This is a genomic window from Mycolicibacterium sp. SMGY-1XX, assembly GCF_059132455.1.
This window is the reverse complement of sequence record NZ_CP101139.1, coordinates 6,536,034-6,560,474: the sequence shown is the minus strand read 5'-3', so window position 1 is coordinate 6,560,474 and position 24,441 is coordinate 6,536,034. Positions and strand designations below refer to the sequence as shown.

At 67.1% G+C, this 24,441-nt stretch carries 29 protein-coding genes; 8 read left to right on the top strand and 21 right to left on the bottom strand.

What is annotated here, in order from left to right; translation table 11 throughout:
* Positions 1 to 3 precede the first annotated feature (3 nt).
* The 6 genes from NL241_RS31340 to NL241_RS31315 all read right to left on the bottom strand — a co-directional run bounded on the left by NL241_RS31340 (position 4) and on the right by NL241_RS31315 (position 6,991).
* On the bottom strand, positions 4 to 1,206 hold the full coding sequence (locus tag NL241_RS31340; protein ID WP_487697449.1) for an IS30 family transposase: 1,203 nt from the start codon (positions 1,204 to 1,206) through the stop codon (positions 4 to 6).
* A gap of 159 nt (positions 1,207 to 1,365) precedes the next feature.
* Positions 1,366 to 2,349, bottom strand: a complete 984-nt coding sequence (locus NL241_RS31335) for an esterase family protein (RefSeq protein ID WP_487693248.1) — start codon at positions 2,347 to 2,349, stop codon at positions 1,366 to 1,368.
* Positions 2,350 to 2,569: 220 nt separating this feature from the next.
* A complete protein-coding gene (locus tag NL241_RS31330; RefSeq protein ID WP_494398423.1) occupies positions 2,570 to 3,769 on the bottom strand; it encodes a low temperature requirement protein A in 1,200 nt (399 codons plus the stop codon).
* A gap of 66 nt (positions 3,770 to 3,835) precedes the next feature.
* A complete protein-coding gene (locus NL241_RS31325; protein WP_494396006.1) occupies positions 3,836 to 4,372 on the bottom strand; it encodes a hypothetical protein in 537 nt (178 codons plus the stop codon).
* A complete protein-coding gene (locus NL241_RS31320) occupies positions 4,365 to 4,637 on the bottom strand; it encodes a helix-turn-helix transcriptional regulator (protein ID WP_487693246.1) in 273 nt (90 codons plus the stop codon). Before NL241_RS31320 ends, NL241_RS31325 begins: the two co-directional genes overlap by 8 nt.
* 56 nt (positions 4,638 to 4,693) lie before the next feature.
* Positions 4,694 to 6,991 carry an amino acid permease gene (locus tag NL241_RS31315; protein WP_487693245.1) on the bottom strand — a complete coding sequence of 766 codons (2,298 nt, stop codon included), beginning with the start codon at positions 6,989 to 6,991 and terminating at the stop codon, positions 4,694 to 4,696.
* A gap of 84 nt (positions 6,992 to 7,075) precedes the next feature.
* On the opposite strand from NL241_RS31315, the gene NL241_RS31310 reads away from it, so the two are divergent.
* Positions 7,076 to 7,903, top strand: a complete 828-nt coding sequence (locus NL241_RS31310) for a pyridoxamine 5'-phosphate oxidase family protein (protein WP_494396005.1) — start codon at positions 7,076 to 7,078, stop codon at positions 7,901 to 7,903.
* Here the strand turns inward: NL241_RS31310 and NL241_RS31305 are convergent.
* From NL241_RS31305 to NL241_RS31275, 7 genes are read right to left on the bottom strand one after another with little or no spacing between them, the layout of a single operon-like run.
* Entirely contained in the window at positions 7,883 to 8,635 is a 753-nt protein-coding gene (locus NL241_RS31305; protein WP_494396004.1) for an ABC transporter permease, read from the bottom strand. The two genes, NL241_RS31310 and NL241_RS31305, sit on opposite strands and share 21 nt — an antisense overlap.
* A 55-nt stretch (positions 8,636 to 8,690) precedes the next feature.
* Entirely contained in the window at positions 8,691 to 9,500 is an 810-nt protein-coding gene (locus tag NL241_RS31300; RefSeq protein WP_487693242.1) for an ATP-binding cassette domain-containing protein, read from the bottom strand.
* Positions 9,497 to 9,958 carry a MarR family winged helix-turn-helix transcriptional regulator gene (locus tag NL241_RS31295; protein WP_494396003.1) on the bottom strand — a complete coding sequence of 154 codons (462 nt, stop codon included), beginning with the start codon at positions 9,956 to 9,958 and terminating at the stop codon, positions 9,497 to 9,499. Before NL241_RS31295 ends, NL241_RS31300 begins: the two co-directional genes overlap by 4 nt.
* A 26-nt stretch (positions 9,959 to 9,984) precedes the next feature.
* On the bottom strand, positions 9,985 to 10,494 hold the full coding sequence (locus tag NL241_RS31290; RefSeq protein ID WP_494396002.1) for a metallophosphoesterase family protein: 510 nt from the start codon (positions 10,492 to 10,494) through the stop codon (positions 9,985 to 9,987).
* A complete protein-coding gene (locus NL241_RS31285; protein ID WP_487693239.1) occupies positions 10,494 to 10,676 on the bottom strand; it encodes a hypothetical protein in 183 nt (60 codons plus the stop codon). Before NL241_RS31285 ends, NL241_RS31290 begins: the two co-directional genes overlap by 1 nt.
* A 16-nt stretch (positions 10,677 to 10,692) precedes the next feature.
* Positions 10,693 to 11,490: an SDR family NAD(P)-dependent oxidoreductase gene (locus NL241_RS31280; RefSeq protein ID WP_487693237.1), complete on the bottom strand. Its 798-nt coding sequence runs from the start codon at positions 11,488 to 11,490 to the stop codon at positions 10,693 to 10,695.
* Positions 11,487 to 11,918: a VOC family protein gene (locus NL241_RS31275; protein ID WP_487693236.1), complete on the bottom strand. Its 432-nt coding sequence runs from the start codon at positions 11,916 to 11,918 to the stop codon at positions 11,487 to 11,489. Before NL241_RS31275 ends, NL241_RS31280 begins: the two co-directional genes overlap by 4 nt.
* A gap of 106 nt (positions 11,919 to 12,024) precedes the next feature.
* On the opposite strand from NL241_RS31275, the gene NL241_RS31270 reads away from it, so the two are divergent.
* Genes NL241_RS31270 through NL241_RS31260 form a run of 3 tightly spaced genes read left to right on the top strand, consistent with a single transcriptional unit; the run spans position 12,025 to position 14,509 of the window.
* Positions 12,025 to 13,221 carry a CoA transferase gene (locus NL241_RS31270; RefSeq protein WP_494396001.1) on the top strand — a complete coding sequence of 399 codons (1,197 nt, stop codon included), beginning with the start codon at positions 12,025 to 12,027 and terminating at the stop codon, positions 13,219 to 13,221.
* Complete coding sequence (locus NL241_RS31265) at positions 13,218 to 14,018, top strand: acyl-CoA thioesterase (protein ID WP_494396000.1); 801 nt, start codon at positions 13,218 to 13,220, stop codon at positions 14,016 to 14,018. Before NL241_RS31270 ends, NL241_RS31265 begins: the two co-directional genes overlap by 4 nt.
* Before the next feature lie 35 nt (positions 14,019 to 14,053).
* Positions 14,054 to 14,509, top strand: a complete 456-nt coding sequence (locus tag NL241_RS31260; protein WP_494395999.1) for a MaoC family dehydratase — start codon at positions 14,054 to 14,056, stop codon at positions 14,507 to 14,509.
* Positions 14,510 to 14,607: 98 nt separating this feature from the next.
* On the opposite strand, the gene NL241_RS31255 is transcribed toward NL241_RS31260, so the two are convergent.
* On the bottom strand, positions 14,608 to 15,078 hold the full coding sequence (locus NL241_RS31255) for a nuclear transport factor 2 family protein (protein ID WP_494398422.1): 471 nt from the start codon (positions 15,076 to 15,078) through the stop codon (positions 14,608 to 14,610).
* Positions 15,079 to 15,154: 76 nt separating this feature from the next.
* Between NL241_RS31255 and NL241_RS31250 the strand changes: the two genes are divergently transcribed.
* Positions 15,155 to 16,693: a gamma-glutamyltransferase family protein gene (locus tag NL241_RS31250; RefSeq protein ID WP_494395998.1), complete on the top strand. Its 1,539-nt coding sequence runs from the start codon at positions 15,155 to 15,157 to the stop codon at positions 16,691 to 16,693.
* An 85-nt stretch (positions 16,694 to 16,778) separates the two neighbouring features.
* On the opposite strand, the gene NL241_RS31245 is transcribed toward NL241_RS31250, so the two are convergent.
* Together NL241_RS31245 and NL241_RS31240 are read right to left on the bottom strand one after the other, a co-directional pair.
* On the bottom strand, positions 16,779 to 17,534 hold the full coding sequence (locus NL241_RS31245; RefSeq protein WP_494395997.1) for a sulfite exporter TauE/SafE family protein: 756 nt from the start codon (positions 17,532 to 17,534) through the stop codon (positions 16,779 to 16,781).
* A 60-nt stretch (positions 17,535 to 17,594) separates the two neighbouring features.
* Positions 17,595 to 18,518, bottom strand: a complete 924-nt coding sequence (locus tag NL241_RS31240; RefSeq protein ID WP_487693229.1) for a LysR family transcriptional regulator — start codon at positions 18,516 to 18,518, stop codon at positions 17,595 to 17,597.
* Positions 18,519 to 18,619: 101 nt separating this feature from the next.
* Here NL241_RS31240 and NL241_RS31235 point away from each other — a divergent pair, with 101 nt between their 5' ends.
* On the top strand, positions 18,620 to 19,669 hold the full coding sequence (locus NL241_RS31235; protein ID WP_487693228.1) for an LLM class flavin-dependent oxidoreductase: 1,050 nt from the start codon (positions 18,620 to 18,622) through the stop codon (positions 19,667 to 19,669).
* Positions 19,670 to 19,690: 21 nt separating this feature from the next.
* On the opposite strand, the gene NL241_RS31230 is transcribed toward NL241_RS31235, so the two are convergent.
* Both NL241_RS31230 and NL241_RS31225 read right to left on the bottom strand, forming a co-directional pair.
* Positions 19,691 to 20,335, bottom strand: a complete 645-nt coding sequence (locus NL241_RS31230) for a TetR/AcrR family transcriptional regulator (RefSeq protein WP_494395996.1) — start codon at positions 20,333 to 20,335, stop codon at positions 19,691 to 19,693.
* 6 nt (positions 20,336 to 20,341) lie between these two features.
* The gene (locus NL241_RS31225; RefSeq protein ID WP_487693226.1) at positions 20,342 to 21,637 is read right to left on the bottom strand and encodes an acyl-CoA dehydrogenase family protein; all 1,296 of its coding nucleotides are present in this window, start codon (positions 21,635 to 21,637) and stop codon (positions 20,342 to 20,344) included.
* Positions 21,638 to 21,764: 127 nt separating this feature from the next.
* On the opposite strand from NL241_RS31225, the gene NL241_RS31220 reads away from it, so the two are divergent.
* Positions 21,765 to 21,911, top strand: coding sequence for a DUF1059 domain-containing protein (locus NL241_RS31220; RefSeq protein WP_487693225.1), 147 nt, complete (start codon positions 21,765 to 21,767; stop codon positions 21,909 to 21,911).
* On the opposite strand, the gene NL241_RS31215 is transcribed toward NL241_RS31220, so the two are convergent.
* On the bottom strand, positions 21,912 to 22,391 hold the full coding sequence (locus NL241_RS31215; RefSeq protein ID WP_494395995.1) for an SRPBCC family protein: 480 nt from the start codon (positions 22,389 to 22,391) through the stop codon (positions 21,912 to 21,914).
* Between the two features lie 9 nt (positions 22,392 to 22,400).
* Positions 22,401 to 23,285 carry an alpha/beta fold hydrolase gene (locus NL241_RS31210; protein WP_494395994.1) on the bottom strand — a complete coding sequence of 295 codons (885 nt, stop codon included), beginning with the start codon at positions 23,283 to 23,285 and terminating at the stop codon, positions 22,401 to 22,403.
* 250 nt (positions 23,286 to 23,535) lie between these two features.
* Here NL241_RS31210 and NL241_RS31205 point away from each other — a divergent pair, with 250 nt between their 5' ends.
* Positions 23,536 to 23,919 (top strand): hemophore-related protein, encoded by a 384-nt coding sequence (locus tag NL241_RS31205; RefSeq protein WP_494395993.1) that lies wholly within the window; start codon positions 23,536 to 23,538, stop codon positions 23,917 to 23,919.
* An 11-nt stretch (positions 23,920 to 23,930) separates the two neighbouring features.
* Here NL241_RS31205 and NL241_RS31200 read toward each other — a convergent pair whose 3' ends face one another.
* Positions 23,931 to 24,404 (bottom strand): Lrp/AsnC family transcriptional regulator, encoded by a 474-nt coding sequence (locus NL241_RS31200; RefSeq protein WP_494395992.1) that lies wholly within the window; start codon positions 24,402 to 24,404, stop codon positions 23,931 to 23,933.
* Positions 24,405 to 24,441 lie beyond the last annotated feature (37 nt).

Here is a 24,441-nt window from a genome sequence, read left to right as displayed (position 1 = left end):
CATTTACGCGGTTTGGCTAACGAGTGCGGCTAAGCGTTGGGCTGGGGTGTCGAGGTCCAGGGTGGGTCGGGGCCGGGAGTTGAGTTTGTCTTGGACGCGTTTGAGGTCGGCTTTGGTGTGCACGGCCAGGTCGGTGCCCTTTTCGAACCAGAACCGCAGCAGGCGGTTGGTGTTCTCGTTGGTGCCCCGCTGCCAGGGTGAATGCGGGTTGCAGAAGTACACCGGGGCCTTGAGTTCGAGATGAATCCGGGGCCACTGAGCCATCTCCGAGCCGCGATCCCAGGTAATCGATCGGCGCAGATGCTCAGGTAGCTCCCTCATCGCCTCGATCATCGCGGTGGCCACGGACTCGGCGGTGTGGTCGAGCGGAAGGTGCAACAAGATGGTGAACCGGGTGCTGCGTTCCACCAGCGTGCCGATCGCGCTTTGGTGGCCGGCCCCCACGATGAGATCTCCTTCCCAGTGCCCGGGCACGGCCCGGTCGGCGACCTCGGCGGGCCGGTCGCTGATCGTGAACTCGTCGCCGCTGCCATAAACCCCGCGCGGCCCGCCGGCCGCGCCGCGGGTCTTGCGGGTGGCCCGCTTGGTCGACAGGCACTGATGCAGATCAGCGCGCAGCTGGCCACGGGTCTGCACGTAGAGGCACTGATAGATCGTTTCGTGGCTCACCTGTTTGAGCTTGTCATCGGGATGGTCTTGGGCCAACACCTGTGCGATCAACCGGGGGCTCCACCCGTCATCCATCCACGACTCGACCACGGCGCACAAGTCGGGGTCATTGAGCTTGAATGCTTTGGGGCGCCTGGCTTTATGGTGTGCGCGGGCATGGGCCATCAACGCGTGATAGTCACCGTCGGCGCCGCGGTTGCGGGTGGCTTCCTTCCACACCACCGAGCGGTCCCGGTTGATCCGCCGCCCGATCTCGGCGTAACTGAGTCCATCGTCGAGGCCCCGCATGATCGCGACTCGCTCGTCGAGATTGAGGCGGTGCCCCGACCCACCCGGCCCGCCACCACCGACAGCATCACCGATACCGCCACGCTTGCCCGCTGCCAACGCCATCCCGCCAGCTTTGTGCCACCACTCATGACCAGTCCCATGCGACACGCCCAACACCTTCGACGCCGCCGACACCGACTGTCCTGCACACACCCGATCAAACAACGCCCGCTTCAACGACCGCGACGCAGGAACCCCACTCGGCACAGCAAACCCCCACGCTCAGAAATGTTTCTCTGACCGTATGAATCCGCCTCACACTTTCGGGCCCGTGTGTCGGTTTGGGCGCGGTATGACGGCGTAGAACGACAAAGCGGCCCCTGCCGTGGCAGGGGCCGCTTGATCGATCTGGTACGGAACCGGAGCCTAGGCGGCAGGCGGGGCGCCGTTGAGCACCCGCTGCATGTCCGGAATCATCTGCTGCAGCTGCTGTCCCCAGTAGCCCCAGCTGTGGGTGCCGTTGGCCGGGAAGTTGAAGACGCCGTTGCGTCCGCCCGCGGCGATGTAGTTGTCCCGGAAGGTCAGGTTGGTGCGCAGGGTGAAGCCTTCCAGAAACTGTGCGGCCATCAGGTTGCCGATGTTGCCCGCGGCATCGAGATCCGACGGGGTGCCGGTACCGCAGTAGATCCAGATGCGGGTGCCGTTGGCGACGAGGCGGTTGATGTTGACCATCGGGTCGTTGCGCTTCCACGCCGGATCAGCCGACGGGCCCCACATGCTGTTGGCGTTGAAGCCGCCGGCGTCGTTCATCGCCATGCCGATCAGCGTGGGCCACCAGCCCTCGGACGGGTTGAGGAAGCCCGACAGCGAAGAGGCGTAGATGAACTGCTGGGGATGCCAGATGGCCAGCGTCAGCGATGCGGAACCGGCCATCGAAAGGCCCACGGCCGCATTGCCGGTCGGTGAGATGCCGCGGTTGGCGGACAACCAGGTCGGCAGCTCCTGGGTGAGGAACGTCTCCCACTTGTAGGTGTAGTTCTGGCCGTTGCCCTGCGACGGCTGGTACCAGTCGGCGTAGAAGCTGGACTGACCGCCCACCGGCATGATCGCCGACAGGCCCGAGTTCTCGAACCACTCGAATGCCGGGGTGTTGATGTCCCAGCCGTTGAAGTCGTCCTGGGCCCGCAGGCCGTCGAGCAGATAAACCGCCTTGGCGCCGCCGGGCTGGAACTGGACCTTGATATCGCGTCCCATCGACGGTGACGGAACCATGAGGTACTCGACGGGCAGGCCGGGCCGGGAGAAGGCCCCGGCGGTCGCCGACCCTCCGGCGATCCCGATCAAGCCGGGCAGCGCGGCGGCCGCAACGGTTGCGACTGTCAGCCGCTTTGCCGCCCCGCGCAACTTCACACCAACTTTTCTTGCGAGCCTCACGACAGTCGCTCCTCCATGATTCAGTGACTTACAGGCTTGTTACTCGTGTGACGAAAGTGAATCATGTGGTTTCCAGGCGACCCGCCCGCAAAACCCGGTTCCGCTGTCGCGGTTGGACAACGATTGAGCCTCGGGCAGAGGCCCATTCGACACCGGGTTGTTATGGTCGCCGGGCGTGTCGGTCCGGCGCACCCCCTCAGACGTGAGTCAGGGACGCCTGCGCCCTCCGGTGCCCCACCAGCTCGTAGCCGAGCACGGTGACGGCCGGGGCCAGCGTGACAACCAGCAGGCAGACGGCCATTCCCACCCCTGCGGCAGCCATCGCGATGGCCACCGCCAGCACCAGGGCCGCCAGTGCCAGCAGCACCGCGTGGAAGACGTCGAAGCGGCCTACCAGCAAAACGTAGAGCGTACAGATCAAGACGAGGTAAACACCCACCGGAATGGCCACCGCCAGCACGGTGGACATCGAGCTGAGCGTCGAATGGTGCTCCAGGTAGTACGCCGCGGCGTGCAGTCCCGCCCCGGTGGCCACGATCGATCCGAACACGATGATGTGCAGGTACCCCCACGGGAAGGACCGCTCCCGGTGGGCGTGCAGCAGGTCGGCGGTGGGGATCACGAAGTACACCCACCACATACCGAACGTCAGTCCGATACCGGCGGCCGTGACGAACACGGCGTCGGCGGTCCAGCCCTGTTCATGCACGACGGCGGTGAGGGAGGCGACCGTGCCGATCACCCCTTCGCCGAGAGCGATGATGACCAACAGGCTGTAGCGCTCGGCGATGTGGTGGGAATGCCAGGGTGTGCCGCCCATCCGCTTCTCGGCCAGCCACGGACCCGTCATCTCGACCAGCGTCATGATGGTCACGAGCAGGAACGTCACCGGCACCGACGTGTCGACGACGATCACGCCGATCCAGCCGACCTGCGCCACCGTGATCGAGAGTGCGTAGGTCAGGCAGGCCGCGCGACGGGCGGGGTCCTGGCGGGCCGCCCGGAGCCACTGCAGGATCATCGCGACCCGCATCACGACGTAACCGGCGACCAGGACCCGGTTGTCGACGTGCTCGCCTTCGTAGATCGACGAGAACACCGGCGGAATGCCCAGTGCCAGAACAACAACGCCGGCCATCTGCAGCATCGTGGTCAGCCGGTACACCCAGTCATCGGTGTCGTAGGCCGAGGCGAACCAGCTGAAGTTGATCCAGGCCCAGCTGATGGCGAATGTCGAGAACGCGAAACCGGCCAGCCCGGTACCCAGGTGGTTCTCGGCGAGCATGTGCGCCAGTTCGGAGGCCGACACGCCGAAGGCGATGACGAACGTCAGGTCGAACAGCAACTCCAGCGGGGTGGCGACGCGGCCGCTCTCGTGCGGGTCGCGCCCCGACATCACCTGGAGGCGGTGGACTGGGGTGATCACCGGGTCATGGTGACAGGTGATGCTGTCAACCGCGCCTCAGTTGTCGTCGGCGTCGGGATCGGGACGGACCCAACCCAGGATCATCGCGGGTGAGCAGCCGCCGGCCAGCAGCATCGTCAGTGCCATCAGCCCGCCGGCGTAGGCCATCTCGGTGTCGGTCCCGCCCGTGAAGACGGCGCCGAAGATCAAGTACGCGACGGGGATCATCATCAGGTTCTGCGTGATGGTCAGACCGATGGACCGCGCGCTGTTGCGCTGGGCGATCTCGAACTCGTCGAGCGCGCCTTCGGGAGCGTCGCCGCGTCGCCCCGAGACGATCTGCAGCGCGATCCACAACGGGAAGAACACCAGGCACGCCGGCAACCAGAGCAGCGGCGCCCATTGGACGCCCAACGCACATGCCACGCCGACTGCGAACATGAACACGAAGTCCGCCGCCAAGGCCGCGACCAGGATCCGGCGCCGGTGCCGGCCGCGCCACCCGGGAAGCGAATTGGCCCAGCTGCGTTCCTGTTTGAGGAATCGGTTGGTGCGGTAGGTCTGGTAACGCTCGATCAGGTCGGTATCAGCCATGGGATTGCCTTCGGTACACCTCGGCGGACAAGGGAGTGAACTCCGTGCGCGAGAACACGGCTTCGACGGGAAGGTCGAACACGTCGCAGATGCGAAACGCCAGATCGAGGCTGGGATAGTGATCGCCTCGCTCCAGTGCGCCCACGGTCTGCGGATTCACGTCGATCCGGCCCGCCAGGTCGGCCCGGCTCATCTGCCGCTCGGCGCGAAGCACCCGGATGCGGTTGTAGATGGGAAGAGATTCCCCACGTCTGACCGGACTCACCTAATCAAGTGTTGGGAAAACCCAACGATCTGTCAAGGCGAGGGTACGCGGCCGCCCTACTCCGCGGCCAGTGCCGTCACCGCCGGATCCTCCAGGAAGATCGGCCGCGTTCCGGTCTGACGGGCCTTGCCCGTCATCCGTAACCGCTGGCCGGGCTGGATCCCGTCGCCGCGGCCGTCGTTGAACAACACGTTGAGTTCACCGCTGTCGTCGCCCAGGACCACGATCCGCAACGGCTCGCCGTCGCGCACCTTGTCTTCGACCCGCACCACGGTTCCTTCCACCGTGGCCCCCAACCCGCTGACCAGGTTGTCCACCGAGATCACCCCGGGTGGGGTGCGCGGTTGGGCGCTGCTGTCGGAACCCTCGACCCGTGCCTGCACCCGTTCCAGTTCCCGGGTGATGCGTTCCTCGAAGCGGTCCGGGAACGTCTGGCGGATCCGGGATTGCACGTCGTAGGGCACGATCGTCGCCACCGCGAAAGGCAACCTGCTGACGGCCCTGGCGATCCGGTCGGCAGTACGGTCGTGCAGGAAGAACCCGATCATCGGCGCGTAGCTGCGGCGCGGCAGTAGCAGGGTGACGCTGGTGCCGGGCTGCTCCGCGGCCGCGGTGGTGACGAGTTCCTGTGCAGCCCTGATCAATCGGCGATCGGGGCAGTCGATGATCCGCAACGGCGTCTGCAGCCCGAAGTGCTCCCAGCGCGTGCGCAACTGCTCGGCACGCTCGTCGTCGATGTTGAAGTGGACGGCGCTGAATTCGTCGGCCTCCAGTCCCTGGCCGTACCGCAGCGCCTCGAGCGAGGCCAGGTCCACCGAATTCACCAGCACGTAAACCCGCAGACGGTCATAGTTGTTTCCGTTCTGATCGCTGCGGATGGTCTCCAGAATGGCGGCCTCGGCGCGGTATTCGCGGTTGAGCCGGATGAGGGCGAACACCAGGATCGGGAAGATGACCACCACCAGCCAGGCGCCCTCGGTGAACTTCGCGATGGCGAAGATCAGCACCACGATGGTCGACACGATCCCGGCGGACAGATTGATCGCCAGCTTGTACCGCCAGCCCGGTTCCTTCTGTGTCAGATGGTGTTTGGTCATGCCGTAGCCGGCCATGGCGAAACCGGTGAACACACCGATCGCGTAGAACGGCACCAGGTCGCTCACCGAGCCACCGGTGAAGATCAGCAGGGACACCGACAGCACCGTCAGCAGGATGATGCCGTTCGAGAACACCAGGCGGTGGCCCCGTTTGGCGAGTTGGCGCGGCAGGAACCGGTCACCGGCAACATAATTCGCCAGCGCGGGGAAACCATTGAAACTGGTGTTGGCGCCGGTGAACAAGATGGCGGCGGTGGCGATCTGCACCAGCGCATACAGGATGTGGCCCAGCGGCCCGGAACCGAAGACCGCGCGGGCGATTTCGGACAGCACCGACGGGTAGCCCGCGGAGTAGGGGGTGGCATGGGTGGCGTAGGCCAGGTAGGCGACGCCGGCCAGCAGGAAAGCCAACACCGTCGCCATCACGATCAGGACCTTGCGGGCGTTGCGCCCGGCCGGATCCCGGAATGAGCCCACCGTGTTGGAGATCGCCTCCACCCCGGTCAGTGAGGCGCCGCCGTTGGCGAACGCCCGCAGCAACACCAGCAGGGTGGCGCCCATGATGAGCCCGTCGGCGTGCTCGACCGGCACGGCGCCGACAAGGGTGGTCGGATCGTATTGCGGCAGGCCCCAGATCAGGTGCCGGACCACACCGGTGGTGATCATCACCGTCATCATCACGATGAAGAAATAGGTGGGGATCGCGAACGGCCGGCCCGCTTCCCGTAAGCCGCGCAGGTTGACGAAGCACATCGCCACGACGATGCCGACGGTGATCTCCAGGCTGTAGGGCCCGAGCATCCGCAGCGCCGACACCACCGCGACGGTTCCCGCGGCGGCCTGCACCGCCACGGTGACCACGTAGTCGATCATCAGTGCCGCCGCGGCCACCTGCGCCACCCGCGGCCCGAAGTTGTCGCGCGCCACCACATACGAACCGCCCGCTTTGGTGTAGGTCATCACCACCTGGCAGTACGACGCCGCGACGAGCACCAGGATGCACAGGATGACGCCGGTGATGGGCAGCAGCAGCACAAAAGCCGCCAGCGCGGCATACGGCAGCAACTCCACGAGCACCACCTCGGTGCCGTAGGCGCTCGACGAGATCGCATCGGGTGAGAGGACTCCCAGGGCGACCCGATTGGAGAGTTTCTCGTCCTTGAGCTGGCTGGTGGTCAGCGGTTTGCCCAGGAACAGTCGTTTGAGGGTGTAGCCGAACGACGGCGGCAGCGGCGGGGAGTCCTGAGTCACCGCCACATTCTGACGCCTCGGATGATTTGCTGCGTGAGTTTGTGTCCGGCGGCACGGAAGCTACGCGCGCCTCCCGCTGTTGTAACCGCAATGGTCTGGGGATTTCACGAAGGCGAGCTCGCCGTACAACGCGAGGCGGGTGTGCAACTGCAGGCGCATCGACTGCAGGGCATGCTGGCCCCGGCGGATCTTTCCGGTGGCGGGCAGAGGTTTCTCGCCCTGCAGCGCTACGCCGTGCTGACCGCCCGCGACCGCCACGGCGTGCTGTGGACCTCACCCCTGGCCGGGCCGCCCGGTTTCCTGGACGGCGACGCCGACGTCCTGCGCATCGCCGCGGTCCCACGCGTCGGCGATCCGTTGCGCGAGGTGGCCGCGGACCAGCAGGTCGGCCTCATCGCCATCGATTTCGCGGCACGGCGCCGGGTCCGGATCAACGGAACTCTCACGGCGGCCGACGACCACGCTCTGGTGGTCCAGGTGGACCAGGCGTACGGCAACTGCCCAGAACACATCCACCGGCACGACACGGACGCCGCGGCGTCGGCGGCACCGCATTTTGCGCGCGGCACCGCGCTGACGGCCGCCGCGCAGGGCCTGGTGGCCGCGGCGGACACGTTCTTCCTCGGCACCACGCACCCGACGCGCGGCAACGACGCCTCCCATCGCGGCGGCCCGCCCGGCTTCGTCGAGGTGACGTCGCCGACCACGGTGAGCTGGCCAGATTTCCCGGGCAACAACATGTTCAACAGTCTGGGTAACCTCGCGGTCGACGACGAGGCCGCGCTGTTGTTCACCGACTACACCACGGGCGCGACGGTGCAGCTGTCGGGAACCGCTGCGCTGCAGTGGACCTCCGAAGGCCGCCGCGTCGAGTTCACCGCACGTGCGGTGGTGGACTCAGCGGACCAGTCGGCGTAGCAGCGTCGAGGCGACGGCCACCCCGAGCACGGCGGCCACCACCAGGACCCCGAGATCGAGCGCCATGTTCGACGGCGTGCCGATCAGCAGTCCGCGTAACGCGTTGACCTCGTAGCTCAGCGGGTTCACCGCGGACAGCCAGCGCAGCCACTGCGGCATGATGTCGACCGGATACAGCGCGTTGGACGCGAAGAACAGCGGCATGGTGATGGCCTGCCCGATGCCCATCAGCCGGTCCCGGTTGCGCACCAGCCCGGCCAGCGACATCGACAGGCAGGCGAAGAACACCGCACCCAGTACCACCACCGCCATGGCGGCCAGGATGCGCAGGGGGTTCCAGGTGAGCGTCACGCCCATCAGGTACGCGATCGCCAGCACGCCGATCACCTGGGCGACCGAACGTACCCCCGCCGCAAAGGATTTGCCCGCCACCAACGCCGACGCCGGCGCCGGGGTCACCATCAGCTTGGCCAGGATGCCCGCGTCGCGGTCCCAGACGATCTGGATGCCGTAGAAGATCGAGATGAACAGCGCCGACTGCGCGATGATCCCCGGCGCCAGGAACGCCAGATACGACACCGACCCGGTGTCGATCACATCGAGATGACTGAACGTCTGCCCGAAGATCAACAGCCACAACGCCGGCTGCACCATGCGGGTGATCAGTTCGGTGCGGTCATGGCGCAGCTTCTGCAGTTCGACCAGGGCGAATGTGCCCATGCGCAAAGCCATTCCGCGCACCCGGTGTAGCCCACGGGGTGCGCGGACGAGTTCAGCTACCACTGTTTCAGCTGCCACGGCGCGCCGTCCTCCTGCTGGACCGGATTTCCTTGAGGCCCTGCGGAGCCGATTCGTCGAGATCCGAGCCGGCATAGTGGCGGAAGACATCCTCGAGAGTTGCCTCCGCGCCGACGGTCTCCTTGAGTTCGGCGGGGCTGCCCACGGCTTGCAGCTTGCCGTGATGCAGCAACGCCACCCGGTCACAGAGGACGTCGGCCTCCTCCATGTAATGGGTGGTCAGCAGCACCGTCATACCGAACTCGTCCTGCATGCGCTGCACCTGGGTCCACACCCCGTCGCGGGCAATGGGATCCAGCCCCACGGTGGGCTCGTCGAGAATCAGCAGCGAGGGCCGGTTCACCAGGGCTTGGGCGAGTTCCAGGCGCCTCACCATGCCGCCGGAGTAGGTACTGGCCAGGGAGTCGGCGACGTCGAGCAAATTCATCGCGGACAGCGCCTCGTCGACGCGGGCGGTGCGTTGCCGCCGGGGCACGTCGTAGAGCCGGGCGAACCACTCGACGTTCTGCCGGCCCGTCAATGCCGATTCGATGGAGAGTTGTTGGGGGACATAGCCGATGTTGTACCGGATGTCCATGGTGTCGCGCTTGGCGTCGAAGCCGAAGATGGACACGTCGCCGTGCTGGACGGGCGTCAGTGTGGTCAGGACCCGCACCGCGGTGGTCTTGCCCGCCCCGTTGGGGCCCAGCAGTCCGAGCGTTTCACCCGGTTCGACGGTCAGGGTGAGGTCGTCGACGGCGGTGAAGTCGCCGTACCGGTGGGTGAGGTGACGACAGTCGATCGCCGGGGTGACGCTCATGGTGCGCGGTCCTCGAGGAGGCGGGTCATCTTCGTCAGCACCTCTAATCCTGCTTGCAGGGAATCGATCTCGTCATCGGTCAAGGTGTCGAGCACGTCGGCCAGCACTGCCCGCCGGGCGGCGCGCGAGGCGTCGGCCAGCTGCTGCGCCGGTTCTGTGAGTCGCAGCCGCCCCACCCTGCGGTCAGCGGGATCGGCCTGGCGTAACAACAGATCTTCGGCGCAGAGTTTCGACACCAGGGTGGAGGCCGTGTTGGCGGCCAGGCCCAGTTCGGCGGCGGCCTGGCTGACCGAGATGCCGGGCTGCCGCCCGACCAGGCGCAGGAGTTCGGCCTGGGATTCGGTGAGACCGGCGGCGAAACTTCGATCTGCTGACCGGCCCGCCGAGCGCCGGACCTGGCGCCGGAACCGACCGATGGTGCCAAACAGCACGCTGGTCAGTTCGGTCCGGGACTCCACGGATCCAAGATACCTCTGTCGCAGAGCTATCTCGGCACCTGGTGCACTTCGACGTCGCTGAGCTCGCCGTCGGCCACCGTGGCCGTCATGTACGTGCAGAACGGCTGCCGACGCCGATCGGTGGGTGATCCGGGGTTGAGGAGGCGTAAAGGCTGGGGCCGCCCCACAGAGAAGGTGGTGTCCCACGGAATGTGGCTGTGCCCGAACACCAGCACGTCGCTGTCCGGGTACTCGCGGGCCATGCGCGCGTCACGACCCTGGGATCCGCCGGTTTCGTGGACCACGGTGAAGCGCACACCCTCGAGGGTGATGTCGGCGCGCTCGGGCAACCGGGCGCGTAGTTCGGGGCCGTCGTTGTTGCCCCAACACCCCACCAGACGCTCGGCGCGACCCTCGAGCGCGTCGAGCAACTCGACGTTCACCCAGTCACCGGCATGGAACACCACGTCGGCGGTGTCCACCTCGTCCCACACCTGTACAGGGAGGTCCTTGGCACGTTTCGGCAGGTGGGTATCGGCGATCAGGAGCAGGCGCATCACTCTGTTCTAGCGCGTGCCTCCGCACCGGATTCCTCGGTGTCCAAGGCGTCGTCCGAACCCGTTCGGCCGACGTAGGAGCCGCCGTCGGAGTCGCTGCCACCGGCGCGAGAGGACGCCACATGGTCGTCGTCGTTGACGTCTTCTTCGGAATCGTCCTTGCGGTCTTTCGGATCAGTCATGGCAGGGGAGTACCCGTCAACTCGGACCGTAGACGTAACCGTTGCCGTCGGCGCCGTGATACCAGCCGCCTGCGGCCTGCGTCCCCCCGTCGACGTGCAACGTCTGCCCCGTGATGTAGCCGGCCAGATCGGAGGCCAGGAACACCGCCGCACCCGCCAGATCGTCGACATGACCAGGCCGGCCCAGGGGAACGATGCGGGCGAACCGGTCGGTGTGGTCGCCGTCGGACAGTGTGGTGAGCCCCTCGGTGAGCGTGATGTCCGGTGCCAGCGCGTTGACCCGGATGCCGTGGCGCGCCAGTTCCAGCGCCGCGGTCTGGGTGTAGTTGATGACGCCGGCCTTGGCGGCGGCGTAGGCCGCGTAACCCGGTGCGGCCCTGACGCCTTCGATGGAGGTGACGTTGATGATGCTGCCGGGCAGCGCCGCGCCGGCCATCACCCGGGCCACCCGCTGCGTGCAGAGCAGCACATGCCGCAGATTGGCGCGGTACAGCGCGTCCCAGCCGTTCTCACCGGTGTCCAGCAGCGGCGAGAAGAAGGTGCCGCCGGCGTTGTTCACCAGCACGGTCGGGGTGCCGAGTTCGGCGACGGTCTGCGCCAGGGCCGTGTCCACGGCGGCACTGTCGCGGACGTCGACCGCGATGGCCTGCACATCGGATGCGGCAGCACACGCCCGCTCGTCGCGCTCCCAGATCATCACGGATGCGCCGAAGGCGGCCAGGCCCGCGGCGATGCCGCGCCCGATCCCGGAACCACCGCCCGTCACCACGGCGACGCGGCCGTCGAGGCTCAGCTGCCCGGGAGTGACGGTCATGCGGCGTCCAGGAATGCCTGCCAATCGCCGAACAAACCGCGTTGCACGATCTCGATCCGGACGCCCAGCGCATTCGTGTGATAGGCGAACACCGCGGTGCCGGCCTCGAAGGCGAATCCGGCCGCGTCGAGGTCACGCGAGGTCACGGCGACGTCGTCGACGAAATAGCCGAGGTGATGCGTCGCGATCCCGGGTGCGGCTGTCCACAAGGTCCCGGGGATCTCGTGAACCAGTTCGAGGTGCGGCGCCTGCACCGAGTACGTCATCCGGAACTCGACATCACGTTCGGTGTCCCCGATGACCACCGGGATGGTGTTGGTCATCGGGGTGGTCCAGCGGTATCCCGCAACGGCGCTCAGCTGCTGCATCGCGGCGTCGAGGTCGGCCACCACGATGCCGGTGTGGAAGAGGTCGGCCGGATCCAGCATAGAACGTGACTCTAACGCACGAAGAACCGCGTTCTCGACCGGCGGGCCCGCCGACCTGCGCCGGGTCCTCACGGTGGGGAGAACGGGCAACTGGTTGACTACCGTCATGACCGTCGATGCGACGAGACCGCTGGCCGGAGTGCGCGTCATCGAAATCTCCAGTTTCGTGGCGATCCCGCTGGCGGGCATGACGCTGACCCAACTGGGCTGCGAGGTGATCCGGGTGGACCCGGTGGGTGGCGCCGCCGATTACCGGCGCTGGCCACTGGCCGAAAGCGGTGACAGCATCTACTGGGCGGGCCTGAACAAGGGCAAGCGCTCGGTGGCCGTGGACTTCCGCTCGGGCGAGGGGCAGGACCTGGTGCGGCGTTTGATCACCGACGCCGGTGTGGTGATCACCAATGTTGTTGGGCGACCATGGCATTCCTACGAACAGTTGTCGGCGCTGCGTGCCGATCTGATCCATCTCGAAGTATCCGGGCGCGCCGACGGCGGCACCGGGGTCGACTACACCGTGAACGCCGGCATCGGGTTCCCGATGGTCACCGGCCCGGATACCGAAGAAGGTCCGATCAACCACGTCCTGCCGGCCTGGGACGTGGCGTGCGGACTGTACGCGGCACTGGGTATCACGGCCGCTCTGCGGCATCGTGACGCCACCGGAGCGGGCAGCCACATCCGGTTGCCGCTCGAAGACGTCGCCCTGGCCACGGCGGGCAACCTCGGGTTCCTCACCGAGCCGATGATCAACGGAACCCAGCGGCAGCGACTCGGCAACGCGATCTACGGCCAGTACGGGCAGAACTTCACCAGCAGCGACGGGGTGTCCTTCATGCTCGTCGCACTCACCCCACGACACTTCCGCGACCTGGCCGAACTGACCGGTTCTGCCAAAGCCGTTGCGGCACTGGCCGAAGCGCTCGACGTCGACTTCGCCGACGAGGGCAGCCGATACCGGCACCGCGAGGCACTCAGCGGGTTGTTCGCGGTGTGGTTCCGCGAACACACCGCCGACCAGATCGCCGCCGGCCTGGCGTCGACATCCATCCTGTGGGAGCGCTACCGCACCTTCGCCGAGGCGGCCGCCGATGAACGGGTGACGGCCAACCCCTTGTTCACCGCCCTGCACCAGCCGCGGATCGGTGACCACCTGGCGCCGGGGCTGCCGTTGTCGGTCAACGGTTCTCGATCCGTGGCAGTGCCCGCGCCGGCACTCGGCGACGACACCGCCGCGGTGCTGACCGAACTGGGAGTCTCCGCCGCAGACGTGCAGCGGCTGACGGAATCCGGGGTGGTGCAGTGAGCGCTCTGCTGGATCTGTTGGAACTGTCCGCGACACAGGAGGATTGGTTTCAGGCGCCGGGACACGGGCCGGCAGGCAAGCGCGCCTTCGGCGGTCAGTTCCTGGCGCAGTCGCTGGCTGCGGCAGGACAGACCGTCAAGCCGGAGGCGGTGCCCACCAGCCTGCACCTGCAGTTCCTGCGAGGTGGTGACTCAGGTGCGCCGGTGGATTACGCCGTGGAGCGTTTGTACGACGGGCGCACCGCGATGACCCGGCGGGTGCTGGCGCGCCAGGGGGAGCGGGTCATCACCTCGGCCACCGTGTCATTCGCACTCCCACTGCCGGGCCCTGAACACGGCGACCTCGGCGTGCTGCCCGACGATCCCGAGGCGTTACCCGCCACCGGCCCGGCCGGTCCGGCGCCCGGATTGCCCCTCGACGAGCTGGACATCAGAATCGCCGACCATGGCGAAGGTGCTGGCTTCACGCGCCGGTTGTATTGGCGGACAACTGTTCCGGTGCCCGATGAGGAGCTTCTGCACACCTGTCTGGGACTGTTCGTCACCGATGTCTACATGATCGATGCCGCCCTGCGTGTGCACGGCCATTCGATGCGCGACCGCAGCCACCGCAGCGGCACCACCGACGCGTCGGTGTGGTTCCACCGGCCGATCCGCGCCGACCGGTGGAACCTGTTGGAAACCCGTTCACCCGCCGCGGCACGTGGCCGCGGCGTGGTCACCGGTCAATTCGTCGACGCCGGTGGCGCGGTCTGTGCCACGGTGGTCCAGGAAGGTCTGATCGCCGCGCGCGAGTAGTTTGCAGAACACAACCAAGGAAAGGAACGACAGGGATGCGGACGTTCGAGTCGGTCGAAGCACTGGTGGCAGCCAAAGGCGAGGAGCTGGGCTCCAGCGACTGGGTGACCATCAGCCAGGACGAGGTGAACCTGTTCGCCGACGCCACCGGCGACCACCAGTGGATTCACATCGATCAGGAGAAGGCCGCCAAGGGTCCGTTCGGCACCACGATCGTGCACGGCTTCATGACGCTGTCGCTGCTGCCGCGGTTGATGCACCAGATCTTCACCGTCGACGGCGTCAAGATGGGCATCAACTACGGGCTGAACAAGGTCAGGTTCCCCTCGCCCGTGCCAGTCGGTTCCAAGGTGCGCGCCACCAGCACCCTCACCGACACCCAGGACGTCGGCCAGGGCACGGTGCAGATCATCGTCACCACCACCATCGAGATCGAGGGCGCCGCCAAACCGGCATGCGTGGCGGAGAGCATCCTGCGCTACGTCAGCTAGCCCTCAACGGCCGAGCGCGCGTGTTTGTCCGGCAACACGCCGGGTCTTTGTGCACCAACTGTGCGCTCGCCGACCGGGCCGGAAAGCGACGCTGGAGTTCACAGGCCGAGGTCGCTGAGCCCGGGATGATCCTCGGGCCGCGGACCCGAGCGGTCCCAGTCGAACAGCCGGTCGCCCTCGGTGATGGGGACGTCGTTGATACTGGCGTGGCGTTTCCGCATCAGGCCGTCGTCGTCGAACTCCCAGTTCTCGTTTCCGTAGGCGCGGAACCAGTTGCCGTCGGCGTCGTGGTACTCGTAGGCGAACCGGACGGCAATGCGGTTGCCATCGAACGCCCAGAGTTCCTTGATCAGATGGTAATCGAGCTCCCGTGACCATTTGTCGGTGAGGAACTCGACGATCTCGGCTCGGCCGTTCAGGAACGTCGACCGGTTACGCCACCAGCTGTCGGGTGTGTAGGCCAGGGACACCCGGGCGGGGTCGCGGGTATTCCAGGCGTCTTCGGCCGCGCGGACCTTCTGGACCGCGGTGTCGTGGGTGAACGGCGGCAGCGGCGGTCTCGGTGTCACCGGGCCTTTCGATGTCATAGGGACACTGTGCTCCTGTCCGCCGCCGCTGTCTCCGGAGGGAGGGCAGGATTACCGGATGCCTCCCATCGCCATCGCCGCCCCGCATCCGGCAGCTGTTGACACCGCACGCGACATCGCCGCTGCCGGTGGCACCGTCGTCGACGCCGCGGTGGCCGCCGCAGCGGTGCTCACCGTCGTCTACCCGCACATGTGCAGCATCGGGGGCGACGCGATCATCCTCCTGCGCCGGCCCGATGGAACCACGCTGTGTCTCAACGCTTCCGGTGCGTACGGATCGGCACCGACGGGCCTGCACCAGCTGTCCGCGATGCCGACCCGCGGTCCGCTGGCGGTCTCGGTGCCCGGCCTGGTCTCCGGCTGGGCGGCACTGCTGGAGCGCGGCGGTTCGTTGCCGCTCGAGACACTGCTAGAGCCTGCAATAAGGCTGGCGCGCAAGGGATTTCCGGTGAGCCCAAACCTGGCCCGCGCGCTCGGCAACGAGGCCGCGACGCTGCGACAGGACCCCGGGTGCCATGCGACACTGTTCGCGGGTCCGCGACCGTTCGCCCTTGGTGAACCGCTGGTGCAGGAGGCGCTGGCGGACACCTTGGAAGCCCTGGCGCGCGACGGCCTGGAGTCCTTCTACCGCGGCGCCACCGGGCGTCGGCTCGCAACCGGGTTCGATGCGCTGGGTGTGCCGGTGACCGCCGCGGACCTAGCCGGCCACCAGGTCAGTATCGAAGACCCGCTGACCGCGGACTTCGGCGACCACAGGGTGTCGACAGCCGCCCCCAACTCGCAGGGTTACGCGCTGCTGTACTCGCTGGGGGCGTGGCGAGCCGGAACACCGGACGCCGGGGTGCTGGCCGAGATCTTCTATGCAGCCAACGCCCACCGCGACAGCGTGCTGGCCGATCCACGATGGGCGCCGTTCGACGTCGCCGCCCTGCTGACCGAACAGTCCTATCGGGACGCTCGCGAACAGGCGGCGCGCCGTGCCGGCGGCGGTTCGCGTGTTCGCAATGCGCCCTCGGACAAGCCCACCGGGGACACCGTCGGCATCGCGGCCGTCGACGCCGACGGAACCGCGGTGTCGTTGATCCAGTCGGTGTTCCACGCGTTCGGCGCCCAGGTGCTCGACCCGTCGACCGGCGTGCTGCTGCACAACCGTGCCTCGTTCTTCTCGCTGGACCCCGACTCGCCGAACCGGGTGGCGGCCGGTAAGCGGCCGGGCCACACCCTGGTGCCGGTGATCGTCGAACACCGCGACGGCGCGGTGGCCGCACACAGCACCATGGGCGGCAAGGCGCAGACGCAGATCCACACCCAACTGCTGCTGCGCAGCGCCGCGGGGTTCAGCGCGCAGGACATCGTTGCGGCACCCCGGTTCATCGTGGGTGCGCGACGCGCCGGTCAGACCGACGATCACGTGATGATCGAGCCGGGTCTGGACCCCGCCGCCATGGACCAGCTTCGCCGTACATCGCTGACCGTCGAGGAGGTCGACCACCTCAACGACGATGCCGGGCATTCGATGATTGCCCGGGTCGGTGCCGACGGGTTGCTTGATGCCGGGGCCGATCCCCGCAGCGACGGCACGGTCTTGATCGGGTGAGCGCTCAGTTTTGTACGCCAGAGGCGGCGTGTTGGTGTACAGACACGCGCGCTCGGCCTGGGAGGGGGGGCGGCCTGGGAGGGGGTCAGTAGGCGTCGAGGCCGAGCTTGATCGCCAGCACCAGGCCGCCGGCGCCGATGAGCCAGCGCAGCGGCGCAGAAGGCGCGTGCCGCACCACGATCGGGCCCAGCCGCGAGCCGATGATGCAGCCGATCGCCAGCGGGATCAGCGACGGCCAGTGCACCGGCGCCACCACCACGAAGATGACGGCCGCGGTGCCGTTGGACGCGCCCAGCAGCACGTTCTTGGAGGCGTTGGCGTGCGCCAGCGTCGCGCCGCCCGCCCGTAACAGCAAGGCCAGCAACAGCACCCCGGCGGCGGCGCCGAAGTAACCGCCGTAGATGGCGATGGCCACGACCGCCGCACCCTCGGCGAGCAACACGGTCCGGTTCCGGCGGGGGTGATCCGTGGGCGCCTTCTCCCGGCGCGGCCACACGATCGCGACCGAGGAGAACCCGATGAGTAGCGGCACCAGCTTCTCGAAACCTTCGGCCGGCGTCGACAACAACAACACGGCACCGAGCGCACCGCCGAGCGCGGCCATCGGGACGGTGCGTAACAGGAACGGCCGTTGTCCGCGCAGCTCGGGTCGCGAGCCGATGATCGACCCGACGGCGTTGCCCACCAACGCGACCGTGTTGGTGATGTTCGCGGTCACGGGCGGCAGCCCGACCGCCAGCAGGGCGGGATAGGTGGCCACCGACGCCAGCCCGGCGATACTTCCGGTGAGCCCGCCCGCCACACCGGCGACGAGCAGCAACGTGACATCAGCCCAGCTCATTGCCGCACGGGCCTATTCATAGAGGACATATGTATTGACAAAGTCTGGCATACGCCCGCCTCAGGCGTACTCGCGGGCCACCTGGGCTATCGCCTCGCGCAGGAACCGGTGCTCGGGGTCGTGCTCGTAAACGGGGTGCCACCACATCACCAGGACCAGCGGGTCCAGGGGCACCGGACTGGGGTGCACGCGGAGCCCGTCGCTCATGCCGGCGATGTCCAGCAGCCGCCGAGGGAGCAGCGCCACGCGGCTGCTGTCGACCACCAGGCTGCGCACGGCCAGGAAGCTGTCCGTGGTGACCTGGGCGTGGGGATCGATACCGGTCATCCGCAGCCGCTGCGCAGCGGGAGTCGACGCGGTCTGGGTGTTGTAGAGCAACACCCACGGCCTGGTCCGTAGATCGTCGACAGAGGGCGTTTCGCCCGGAAACGGGTGCCGGTGATCGGCGACGAGCACCCACTCGTCGCGGAAGGCCTCGGCGTGGGGCAGGTCGGCAACAAAACCGTGCGGGACGAGCAGGACATCGGCGGCGGTCAGGCTCTGCTCGGCCCGGTCGACGAGTTCCGGAGCGGCTGGGATGAACCGGATGCGGGCCCGCGGTGCCGCTGCGGTGACCAGTTCGATCAGGCGGCGCCCCAACACGGCGGAACCGTAATCGCTGACGATCACCGAGAACTCCCGGGCGGTGTCGGTGACGTCCGAGCGGCTGGCGAAAACCCGCTCGACGCCGGTGAGCGCCAGCCGGGTGCGCTGACGCAGATCGACGGCCAATGGCGTCAGCTGGTACCGGTTGCCCACGCGCCGCAGGATCTCGTCACCGAAGTGACGACGCAGCCGGCCCAGGGCCGCGGAGACAGCGGGTTGGCTGACGCCGAGGTGCTCGGCGGCCCGAGTGACACTCTGGTGCGTCAGGATCGCGTCGAGAGTCACCAGCAGGTTGAGATCCAGGTTGACCAACGACGGCGTGCCGCGGCTGTCCTGCATAAGCCGAGTTTATGTCCGCCATCAGAAATCTCGCCTTCACTGATGGCGCCACGACCGGCAGAGTGAACGTGTCCCTGGCTGAGCCCGAACGAAAGAAGTAGATGCGTTTCTCGATCATCGCCGGCCCGCGGCAGCGAACCGACCTCGGTCAATCCGCTGCCGACGCGTGGTGGAACTACGTCAACGATGCCGTCCTGGCCGAGGAACTGGGTTACGACGCAGTGTATTTCGGTGAGCACCACTTCTGCTTCGCCTCGGGCAACTCATCGCCGCTGACCATGCTCGCAGCCGTCGCCGGCCGCACCAGCCGCATCCGGTTGGGGACCTCGGTGATCTGCGCGCCCTTCCACAACCCCCTGAGGCTGGCCGAGGACGTCGCCGCCGTCGACATCGCTTCCAACGGGCGCTTCGATCTGGGCATCGGCGTCGGCTCGCAATGGGAGGAGTTCCACACCTTCGGTGTCGATCCCCGCACCCGTTTCGGCCGCACCTGGGAAGTGATCGACATCCTCGAACGCTGTCTGCACGGTGGCGAGGCCGAATTCGACATCGACGGAAAGTACTTCACCTTCCCGGACGTGCGGTGGATCATGCAGCCGGTGCAGAAGCGGATCCCGATCTTCTGGGGTGGTTTCGGGCCCAAAGGGGTCAGACGGGCTGCCGAGCGCGGCTACAACCTGATCGCGCCCGACGTCACCGGGGTGTACGAGCAGATCACCCGGGACCGCGGTGAGCGCCCCGAGGACAAGCTGATCGGCTTCGTCAACCACCTCAGCATCGCCGACACCTGGGACGACGCATTCGAGGCCACCGCCGAGCCATGTATGTGGGTGTCCAATCAGTACGCCCTGCGGCGAGATCTCGACGGCAATCAGCCGCCGGAGTCGGCACGCGTGACCATGGACATGATGCGACACGGCGCGCAGACCGGCGAACAGGTCGGTTTCGCCGTGCCCAACCCCGGCACCGTCGAGCAGATCATCGAGAAGTTCCTGCCGATCGTGCGCGGCGAGCGGGGCCTGATCACACATATCGGGCTGGAGGTCCGCCCGCCGGGAACGGCCACCGAGAACGTGCACCGGACCATGCGGCTGTTCGCCGAGCACGTCATGCCGGTGCTGAGGGAGGAAGCCGAGAAGCGCGGGATCTGAGTCGAGTGAGATGACCCGGCTTCAGCGGCCCCGCCGCCGGTCCCGTTCGGAGGACAGCTGGCGCGTCTCCTCCGAGACCGGCGCCGCCAGGATGGCGGCCACCACATCGATCAGATGGCTGGTGAACAGCCGGTCATCGGTGTGCGGGCCGGATTCGGCGCGGCGGGCCAGTTGCACGGCCGTGTAGAGCAGCGCATCCATCCGCAGATGGAGCTTGGCGCCCTCGGGATCGAGCAGCGGGGCCACCATCGCGCGCCACCGGCTCAAGCTGCCGAACCGGCCGTCTTCTCCTTCCATGGCATCCCGCCATGGCTTGGGCCGGTTCAGCAGGTCGGCGTACACACGTAAGAACTCGGGGCCGCCGCCGTCATCGGTGAGTTTGGCCGCCAACGGCCGCACCAACGCCCCGGCCATCACCGGCAGGGCGGGACGGGTTTCGGCGGCGTCGAGCAGCGCGTGTCGGCGCTCGTCGACTCCGGGCAGATGTTTGTGGAGTATGGCGCGCAGCACCCCGTCGCGATCGGCGAAGTGATACTGCACGGCGATGACGTTCTTGGCGCCCGCGCTGCGGGCGATCTCACGCAGGCTCACGCCGTCGACACCCCGATGGGCGAACAGTTGCTCGGCGGCGGCCAGTAGGTTCGCGCGCGTCTCGGTGGCGGGCATCGGCGACTACAGTTCTGCCACTTCGCGTTCCAACCGTTCGGCCAGCCGGGCCTGCGCTTCGGCGCGCCGGGTCGGGATGTGCGCCGACGGGAACAGGGTGTCCACCGGCTCGTACTCCTTGAGGGTGCGTCGGGCCAGCGTCAGCTTGTGCACTTCCGTTGGGCCGTCGGCGATTCCGAGTGACTGCGCCGCCACCATCATCTTGACGAACGGCATCTCGTTGGACACCCCGAGCGCGCCGTGCAGGTGCATGGCCCGCTGTACCACGTCGTGCAGCACCTGCGGCATCGCCACTTTGACCGCGGCGATGTCACGTCGCACCTTCGAGTAGTCGTGATGCTTGTCGATCAGCCACGCGGTGCGCAGCACCAGCAGCCGGAACTGTTCGATCTGGATCCAGCTGTCGGCGATCTTCTCCTGCGTCATCTGGAAGTCGCCCAGCGGACCCTGGCGCGTCTGCCGCGACACAGCCCGTTCGCACATCATGTCGAAAGCCTTGCGCGCCAATGCGATGGTGCGCATGGCGTGGTGGATGCGGCCGCCGCCGAGCCGGGTCTGCGCGATCGCGAAGGCCTGGCCTTGACCGCCGAGCACATGGTCGAGCGGTACCCGGACGTCGGTGTAGCGGACGTAACCGTGGGTGCCGTGCTCAGGGGATTCACCGCCGACTCCGACGTTGCGGACGATCTCGATGCCGGGTGTCTCGGCCGGGACGATGAACAACGACATCTTGTCGCGGGTGCGGGCGTCGGGATCGGTGACCGCCATGACGATGAAGAACGAGGCGTGGCGGGCGTTGGACGAGAACCACTTCTCGCCGTTGATCAGCCAGGAATCGCCGTCTCGGTCGGCGCGGGTGACGAACAGGCCGGGGTCGGACCCGCCCTGGGGTTCGGTCATCGAGTAGCAGGAGCTGATCTCACCGTCCAGCAGCGGCTGCAGGTACCGCTTCTTCTGCTCGTCGGTGCCGAACAGGGCCAGGATCTCGGCGTTGCCGGAATCGGGTGCCTGACAACCGAATACCGACGGTGCCCAGCGCGAGCGGCCCAGGATCTCGTTGAGCAGCGCCAGCTTGACCTGGCCGTAGCCCTGACCGCCGAGCTCCGGGGTCAGGTGGGCCGCCCACAGGCCCTGGTCCTTGGCCTGCTGCTGCAGCGGTCGCAGGGCGGCCATCACCGCCGGGTTGTGTTTGTCGTAGGGGTCCAGTGGAAGCAGGTCGAGCGGTTCGACCTCGGTGCGCATGAAGTCGTCGACCCAATCGAGTTTGGTCTGGTACTGCGGGTCTGTCTCGAAATCCCACATCGTCACTACCCCGTCTCGGCGTTGAAGCGGACTCACTTGTGAAGCGACATCATCATGACTTGATGCAGTTGCATCAGACAAGGAGTTCTGACTTTCCTGACTGCGACACGTCGGGTAGACCTGTCTCATGAAGACTCACCTGAACTGCCCGTGCGGCGAGGCGATCGTCGGCACCGATGAGGACGATCTGGTCGAGAAGACGCAGAAGCACCTGTCCGAGAACCATCCCGGGCATGACTACTCGCGCGACGAGATCCTCTTCATCGCCTACTGATCAGGCGTAGCGGTCCCGCAGCCGGGTCAGCGTCGACTCGATGCCGGTGGCATTCGACTTGGCGAAGCCCAGGCGCTCGTAGTACCTGGTGCGGTCCTTGACCGCACCGGTGTCGCGGTAGTCGAACGTCTCGGTGACCCGCGTCGAGGTGGGGGAGAGCTGCTCGAACTCCCACCGCCAGTGGTGGCCGAACGGGTGACGCCACTCGACCAGTTCGCCGGGTTTGAGCGCGGTGACGGTGCTGGTGATCCGATACGGGATCCCGAACATCGTCATCCGGGTCGAAAAGCGCGATCCCACAGTCAACTCCGTCGGGGACGTGACGTTGGTCCGCACTGTTCCCGAGCCGTCGACCTCATGGTGGCGTCGGGGGTCGGCGACGATTGCGTACAAGTCGGCGGCAGGTGCGTTCACGTCGACCGACCGGCTGACCTGACGCGGGCCACCGTCCACCACGCGGACGGTGTCCTCGGGGCTCATCTGTCCTCCTCAGCAGCGGGTGACGGCGGTCGACCGGCGATCTGTGGAGGCGATGAAATCCTCCAGGATCCGGGTCACGTCCCAGGGTGCCTCGACATGCGGGAAATGTCCGATGTTCGGCAGCACTTCGAGCCTGCTGCCCGGCAGCGCCTCATGAGCGGCATGGCCATGGGTCACCGGAATGATCCGGTCGCTCTCACCCCAGATGAACAGCACCGGCACCTGAGCTGTCAGATGAAGCCGGTTCAGCGCGCTGACCGCCTGACCGCGGTGGTCGACGACCGAGCGGAGCGTGCGCAGGAAAGCACTGCGCGTCTCGCGGTCAGCCAGCGAGGTGTAGGCACTCCACATCTCGCTGCCGCGCGGGGAGTGGATGCCCGCCGAGGACAGCCATGACCTGATCGAGTTGCCCACGTTCAGGACCGGCTGTGGTGCCACCGCGGGCAGCACCAGCTCGGCCCCCGGCGCGCTCAGCAGCCGCAGCATCCAGTTCAAGTCCGGGCCCAGTCCGCCACTGCCGATCAGGACCAACCGTTCGCATTTGTCGCGGTGCTGATAGCCGAACTGCATGGCGATGCCGCCACCGAGCGACTGCCCGACCACGGTGGCATGCGGGACGCCCAGCTCGTCGAGGAAGTCGCGCAGCCATACCGCGAACGCGCCCAGTGAGTAGTCACCGCGCGGTTTGTCCGAGCCGCCGTGTCCCAGCAGGTCCGGCGCGATGACGCGGTGCTGGCGGGCGAGCTGCGGGATCACCGAGCGCCACGTCTCCGAGCTACCCGCCATCCCGTGGATCAACAGCAGGGTTTCGTGGCTGCCGTCGTCGGTGTCCGGGCCGGCGTCGCGGTAGGCCACACGATTGCCATGCAGGTCGAGATAACGAAGTTCGTCCATGGGGACCGTCCTTCCGTGGAGAGTGGAGATGGTGGTCCGTCTGCCCGACGATAGCGGAGGTTACGCCGACGTAGGTTACTCACTGGTAACACGGAGACGGATTCGGTTCGCGGGACCCCTTGTCACCTGCCTGGATAACGTTTCGATCACATCCGCCCGTGGGCGTGTCGGGTGGGGGCCGGCGTTTACCGCCCACCCCGGCGGGTACGTAGCTGCCAGGGACGGGGCGTACTCGAAGGGAAACACTTTTATGAACCTCACCGGGAACATCGTCCGTCGGGGCGCGGCCGGAGCGCTGGCCGGAGGATTCGCGGTAGCCGTCCTGGCCGCACCGACCGCAGCGGCGGAGCCCTGCCGAGCCGACGCCGCGACCGCCACCATCAGCCAGGTCTCCGGTGCGGCCAGCCAATATCTGGCCTCGCATCCGGGGGCCAACGACGCCCTGTCCAACGCGTTGACGCAACCGCGGGATCAGGCCACCAACACCGTCCGGTCCTATTTCACGGCAAACCCCGGAGAGTACTTCGACCTGCGCAACATCACCGCACCGTTGCTGACCCTTCGCAGCCAGTGCGGCGCCTCCTTCGCCGGATCCGATCTGATCGCGGCGTTCGACGAATTCCAGATGGGCTGAGGCTCAGCGGGTCACTGCTGTTCGAGCAGCGGAGTCAGCCGGAAATCCACCAGCTGACGCATCACCAGCGAGGTGTTGGTCTGTTCCACACCGTCGATGTCCAGGATGCGCCCGGCGATCCGGTACAGATCGTCGGCGTCGCGGGCCACCACGTGGACCTGCAGATCGACCGGTCCACTGATGCCGAGCACCTCGAGAACCTCGGGAATCGCCGCGAGCGCATCGGCGACCTGCTGCAGTTTCCGTTGTGTGACCGTGGTCAGGATGAATGCCGTCAACGGATAACCGAGGGCAGCCGGTGAGATGCGCCGCTCGAACCGGCGCAGCACGCCGCCGGCCTCCAGCCTGGCCAGCCTGGCCTGCACGGTGTTGCGCGATAGCCCGGTGCGGTCGGCGAGGGTGACCGCGGCGGCCCGGGGATCGTCGTTGAGCGCGGACAGGATGCGCGTGTCGATGGTGTCGACGGTGTCGCGTACCTCAGGCATAGTGCTCGTCTCCCCGCTTCGTTGCTCGTCTCTGCTG

Excerpts from the sequence above, each read along its gene's own strand:
- NL241_RS31275 (WP_487693236.1), bottom strand. The coding sequence starts at position 11,918 with ATGCTGGATCCGGCCGACCTCTTCCACACCGGCATCGTGGTGGCCGAC.
- NL241_RS31305 (WP_494396004.1), bottom strand. The coding sequence starts at position 8,635 with ATGGCTTTGCGCATGGGCACATTCGCCCTGGTCGAACTGCAGAAGCTG.
- NL241_RS31290 (WP_494396002.1), bottom strand. The coding sequence starts at position 10,494 with ATGCGCCTGCTCCTGATCGCCGATACCCACCTGCCGAAACGTGCCAAG.
- NL241_RS31240 (WP_487693229.1), bottom strand. The coding sequence starts at position 18,518 with ATGCAGGACAGCCGCGGCACGCCGTCGTTGGTCAACCTGGATCTCAAC.
- NL241_RS31200 (WP_494395992.1), bottom strand. The coding sequence starts at position 24,404 with ATGCCTGAGGTACGCGACACCGTCGACACCATCGACACGCGCATCCTG.
- NL241_RS31330 (WP_494398423.1), bottom strand. The coding sequence starts at position 3,769 with ATGTCGGGGCGCGACCCGCACGAGAGCGGCCGCGTCGCCACCCCGCTG.
- NL241_RS31235 (WP_487693228.1), top strand. The coding sequence starts at position 18,620 with ATGCGTTTCTCGATCATCGCCGGCCCGCGGCAGCGAACCGACCTCGGT.
- NL241_RS31280 (WP_487693237.1), bottom strand. The coding sequence starts at position 11,490 with ATGACCGTCACTCCCGGGCAGCTGAGCCTCGACGGCCGCGTCGCCGTG.
- NL241_RS31250 (WP_494395998.1), top strand. The coding sequence starts at position 15,155 with ATGCCTCCCATCGCCATCGCCGCCCCGCATCCGGCAGCTGTTGACACC.
- NL241_RS31310 (WP_494396005.1), top strand. The coding sequence starts at position 7,076 with ATGGTCTGGGGATTTCACGAAGGCGAGCTCGCCGTACAACGCGAGGCG.
- NL241_RS31220 (WP_487693225.1), top strand. The coding sequence starts at position 21,765 with ATGAAGACTCACCTGAACTGCCCGTGCGGCGAGGCGATCGTCGGCACC.
- NL241_RS31270 (WP_494396001.1), top strand. The coding sequence starts at position 12,025 with ATGACCGTCGATGCGACGAGACCGCTGGCCGGAGTGCGCGTCATCGAA.
- NL241_RS31230 (WP_494395996.1), bottom strand. The coding sequence starts at position 20,335 with ATGCCCGCCACCGAGACGCGCGCGAACCTACTGGCCGCCGCCGAGCAA.
- NL241_RS31210 (WP_494395994.1), bottom strand. The coding sequence starts at position 23,285 with ATGGACGAACTTCGTTATCTCGACCTGCATGGCAATCGTGTGGCCTAC.
- NL241_RS31205 (WP_494395993.1), top strand. The coding sequence starts at position 23,536 with ATGAACCTCACCGGGAACATCGTCCGTCGGGGCGCGGCCGGAGCGCTG.
- NL241_RS31245 (WP_494395997.1), bottom strand. The coding sequence starts at position 17,534 with ATGAGCTGGGCTGATGTCACGTTGCTGCTCGTCGCCGGTGTGGCGGGC.
- NL241_RS31225 (WP_487693226.1), bottom strand. The coding sequence starts at position 21,637 with ATGTGGGATTTCGAGACAGACCCGCAGTACCAGACCAAACTCGATTGG.
- NL241_RS31260 (WP_494395999.1), top strand. The coding sequence starts at position 14,054 with ATGCGGACGTTCGAGTCGGTCGAAGCACTGGTGGCAGCCAAAGGCGAG.
- NL241_RS31300 (WP_487693242.1), bottom strand. The coding sequence starts at position 9,500 with ATGAGCGTCACCCCGGCGATCGACTGTCGTCACCTCACCCACCGGTAC.
- NL241_RS31215 (WP_494395995.1), bottom strand. The coding sequence starts at position 22,391 with ATGAGCCCCGAGGACACCGTCCGCGTGGTGGACGGTGGCCCGCGTCAG.
- NL241_RS31285 (WP_487693239.1), bottom strand. The coding sequence starts at position 10,676 with ATGACTGATCCGAAAGACCGCAAGGACGATTCCGAAGAAGACGTCAAC.
- NL241_RS31325 (WP_494396006.1), bottom strand. The coding sequence starts at position 4,372 with ATGGCTGATACCGACCTGATCGAGCGTTACCAGACCTACCGCACCAAC.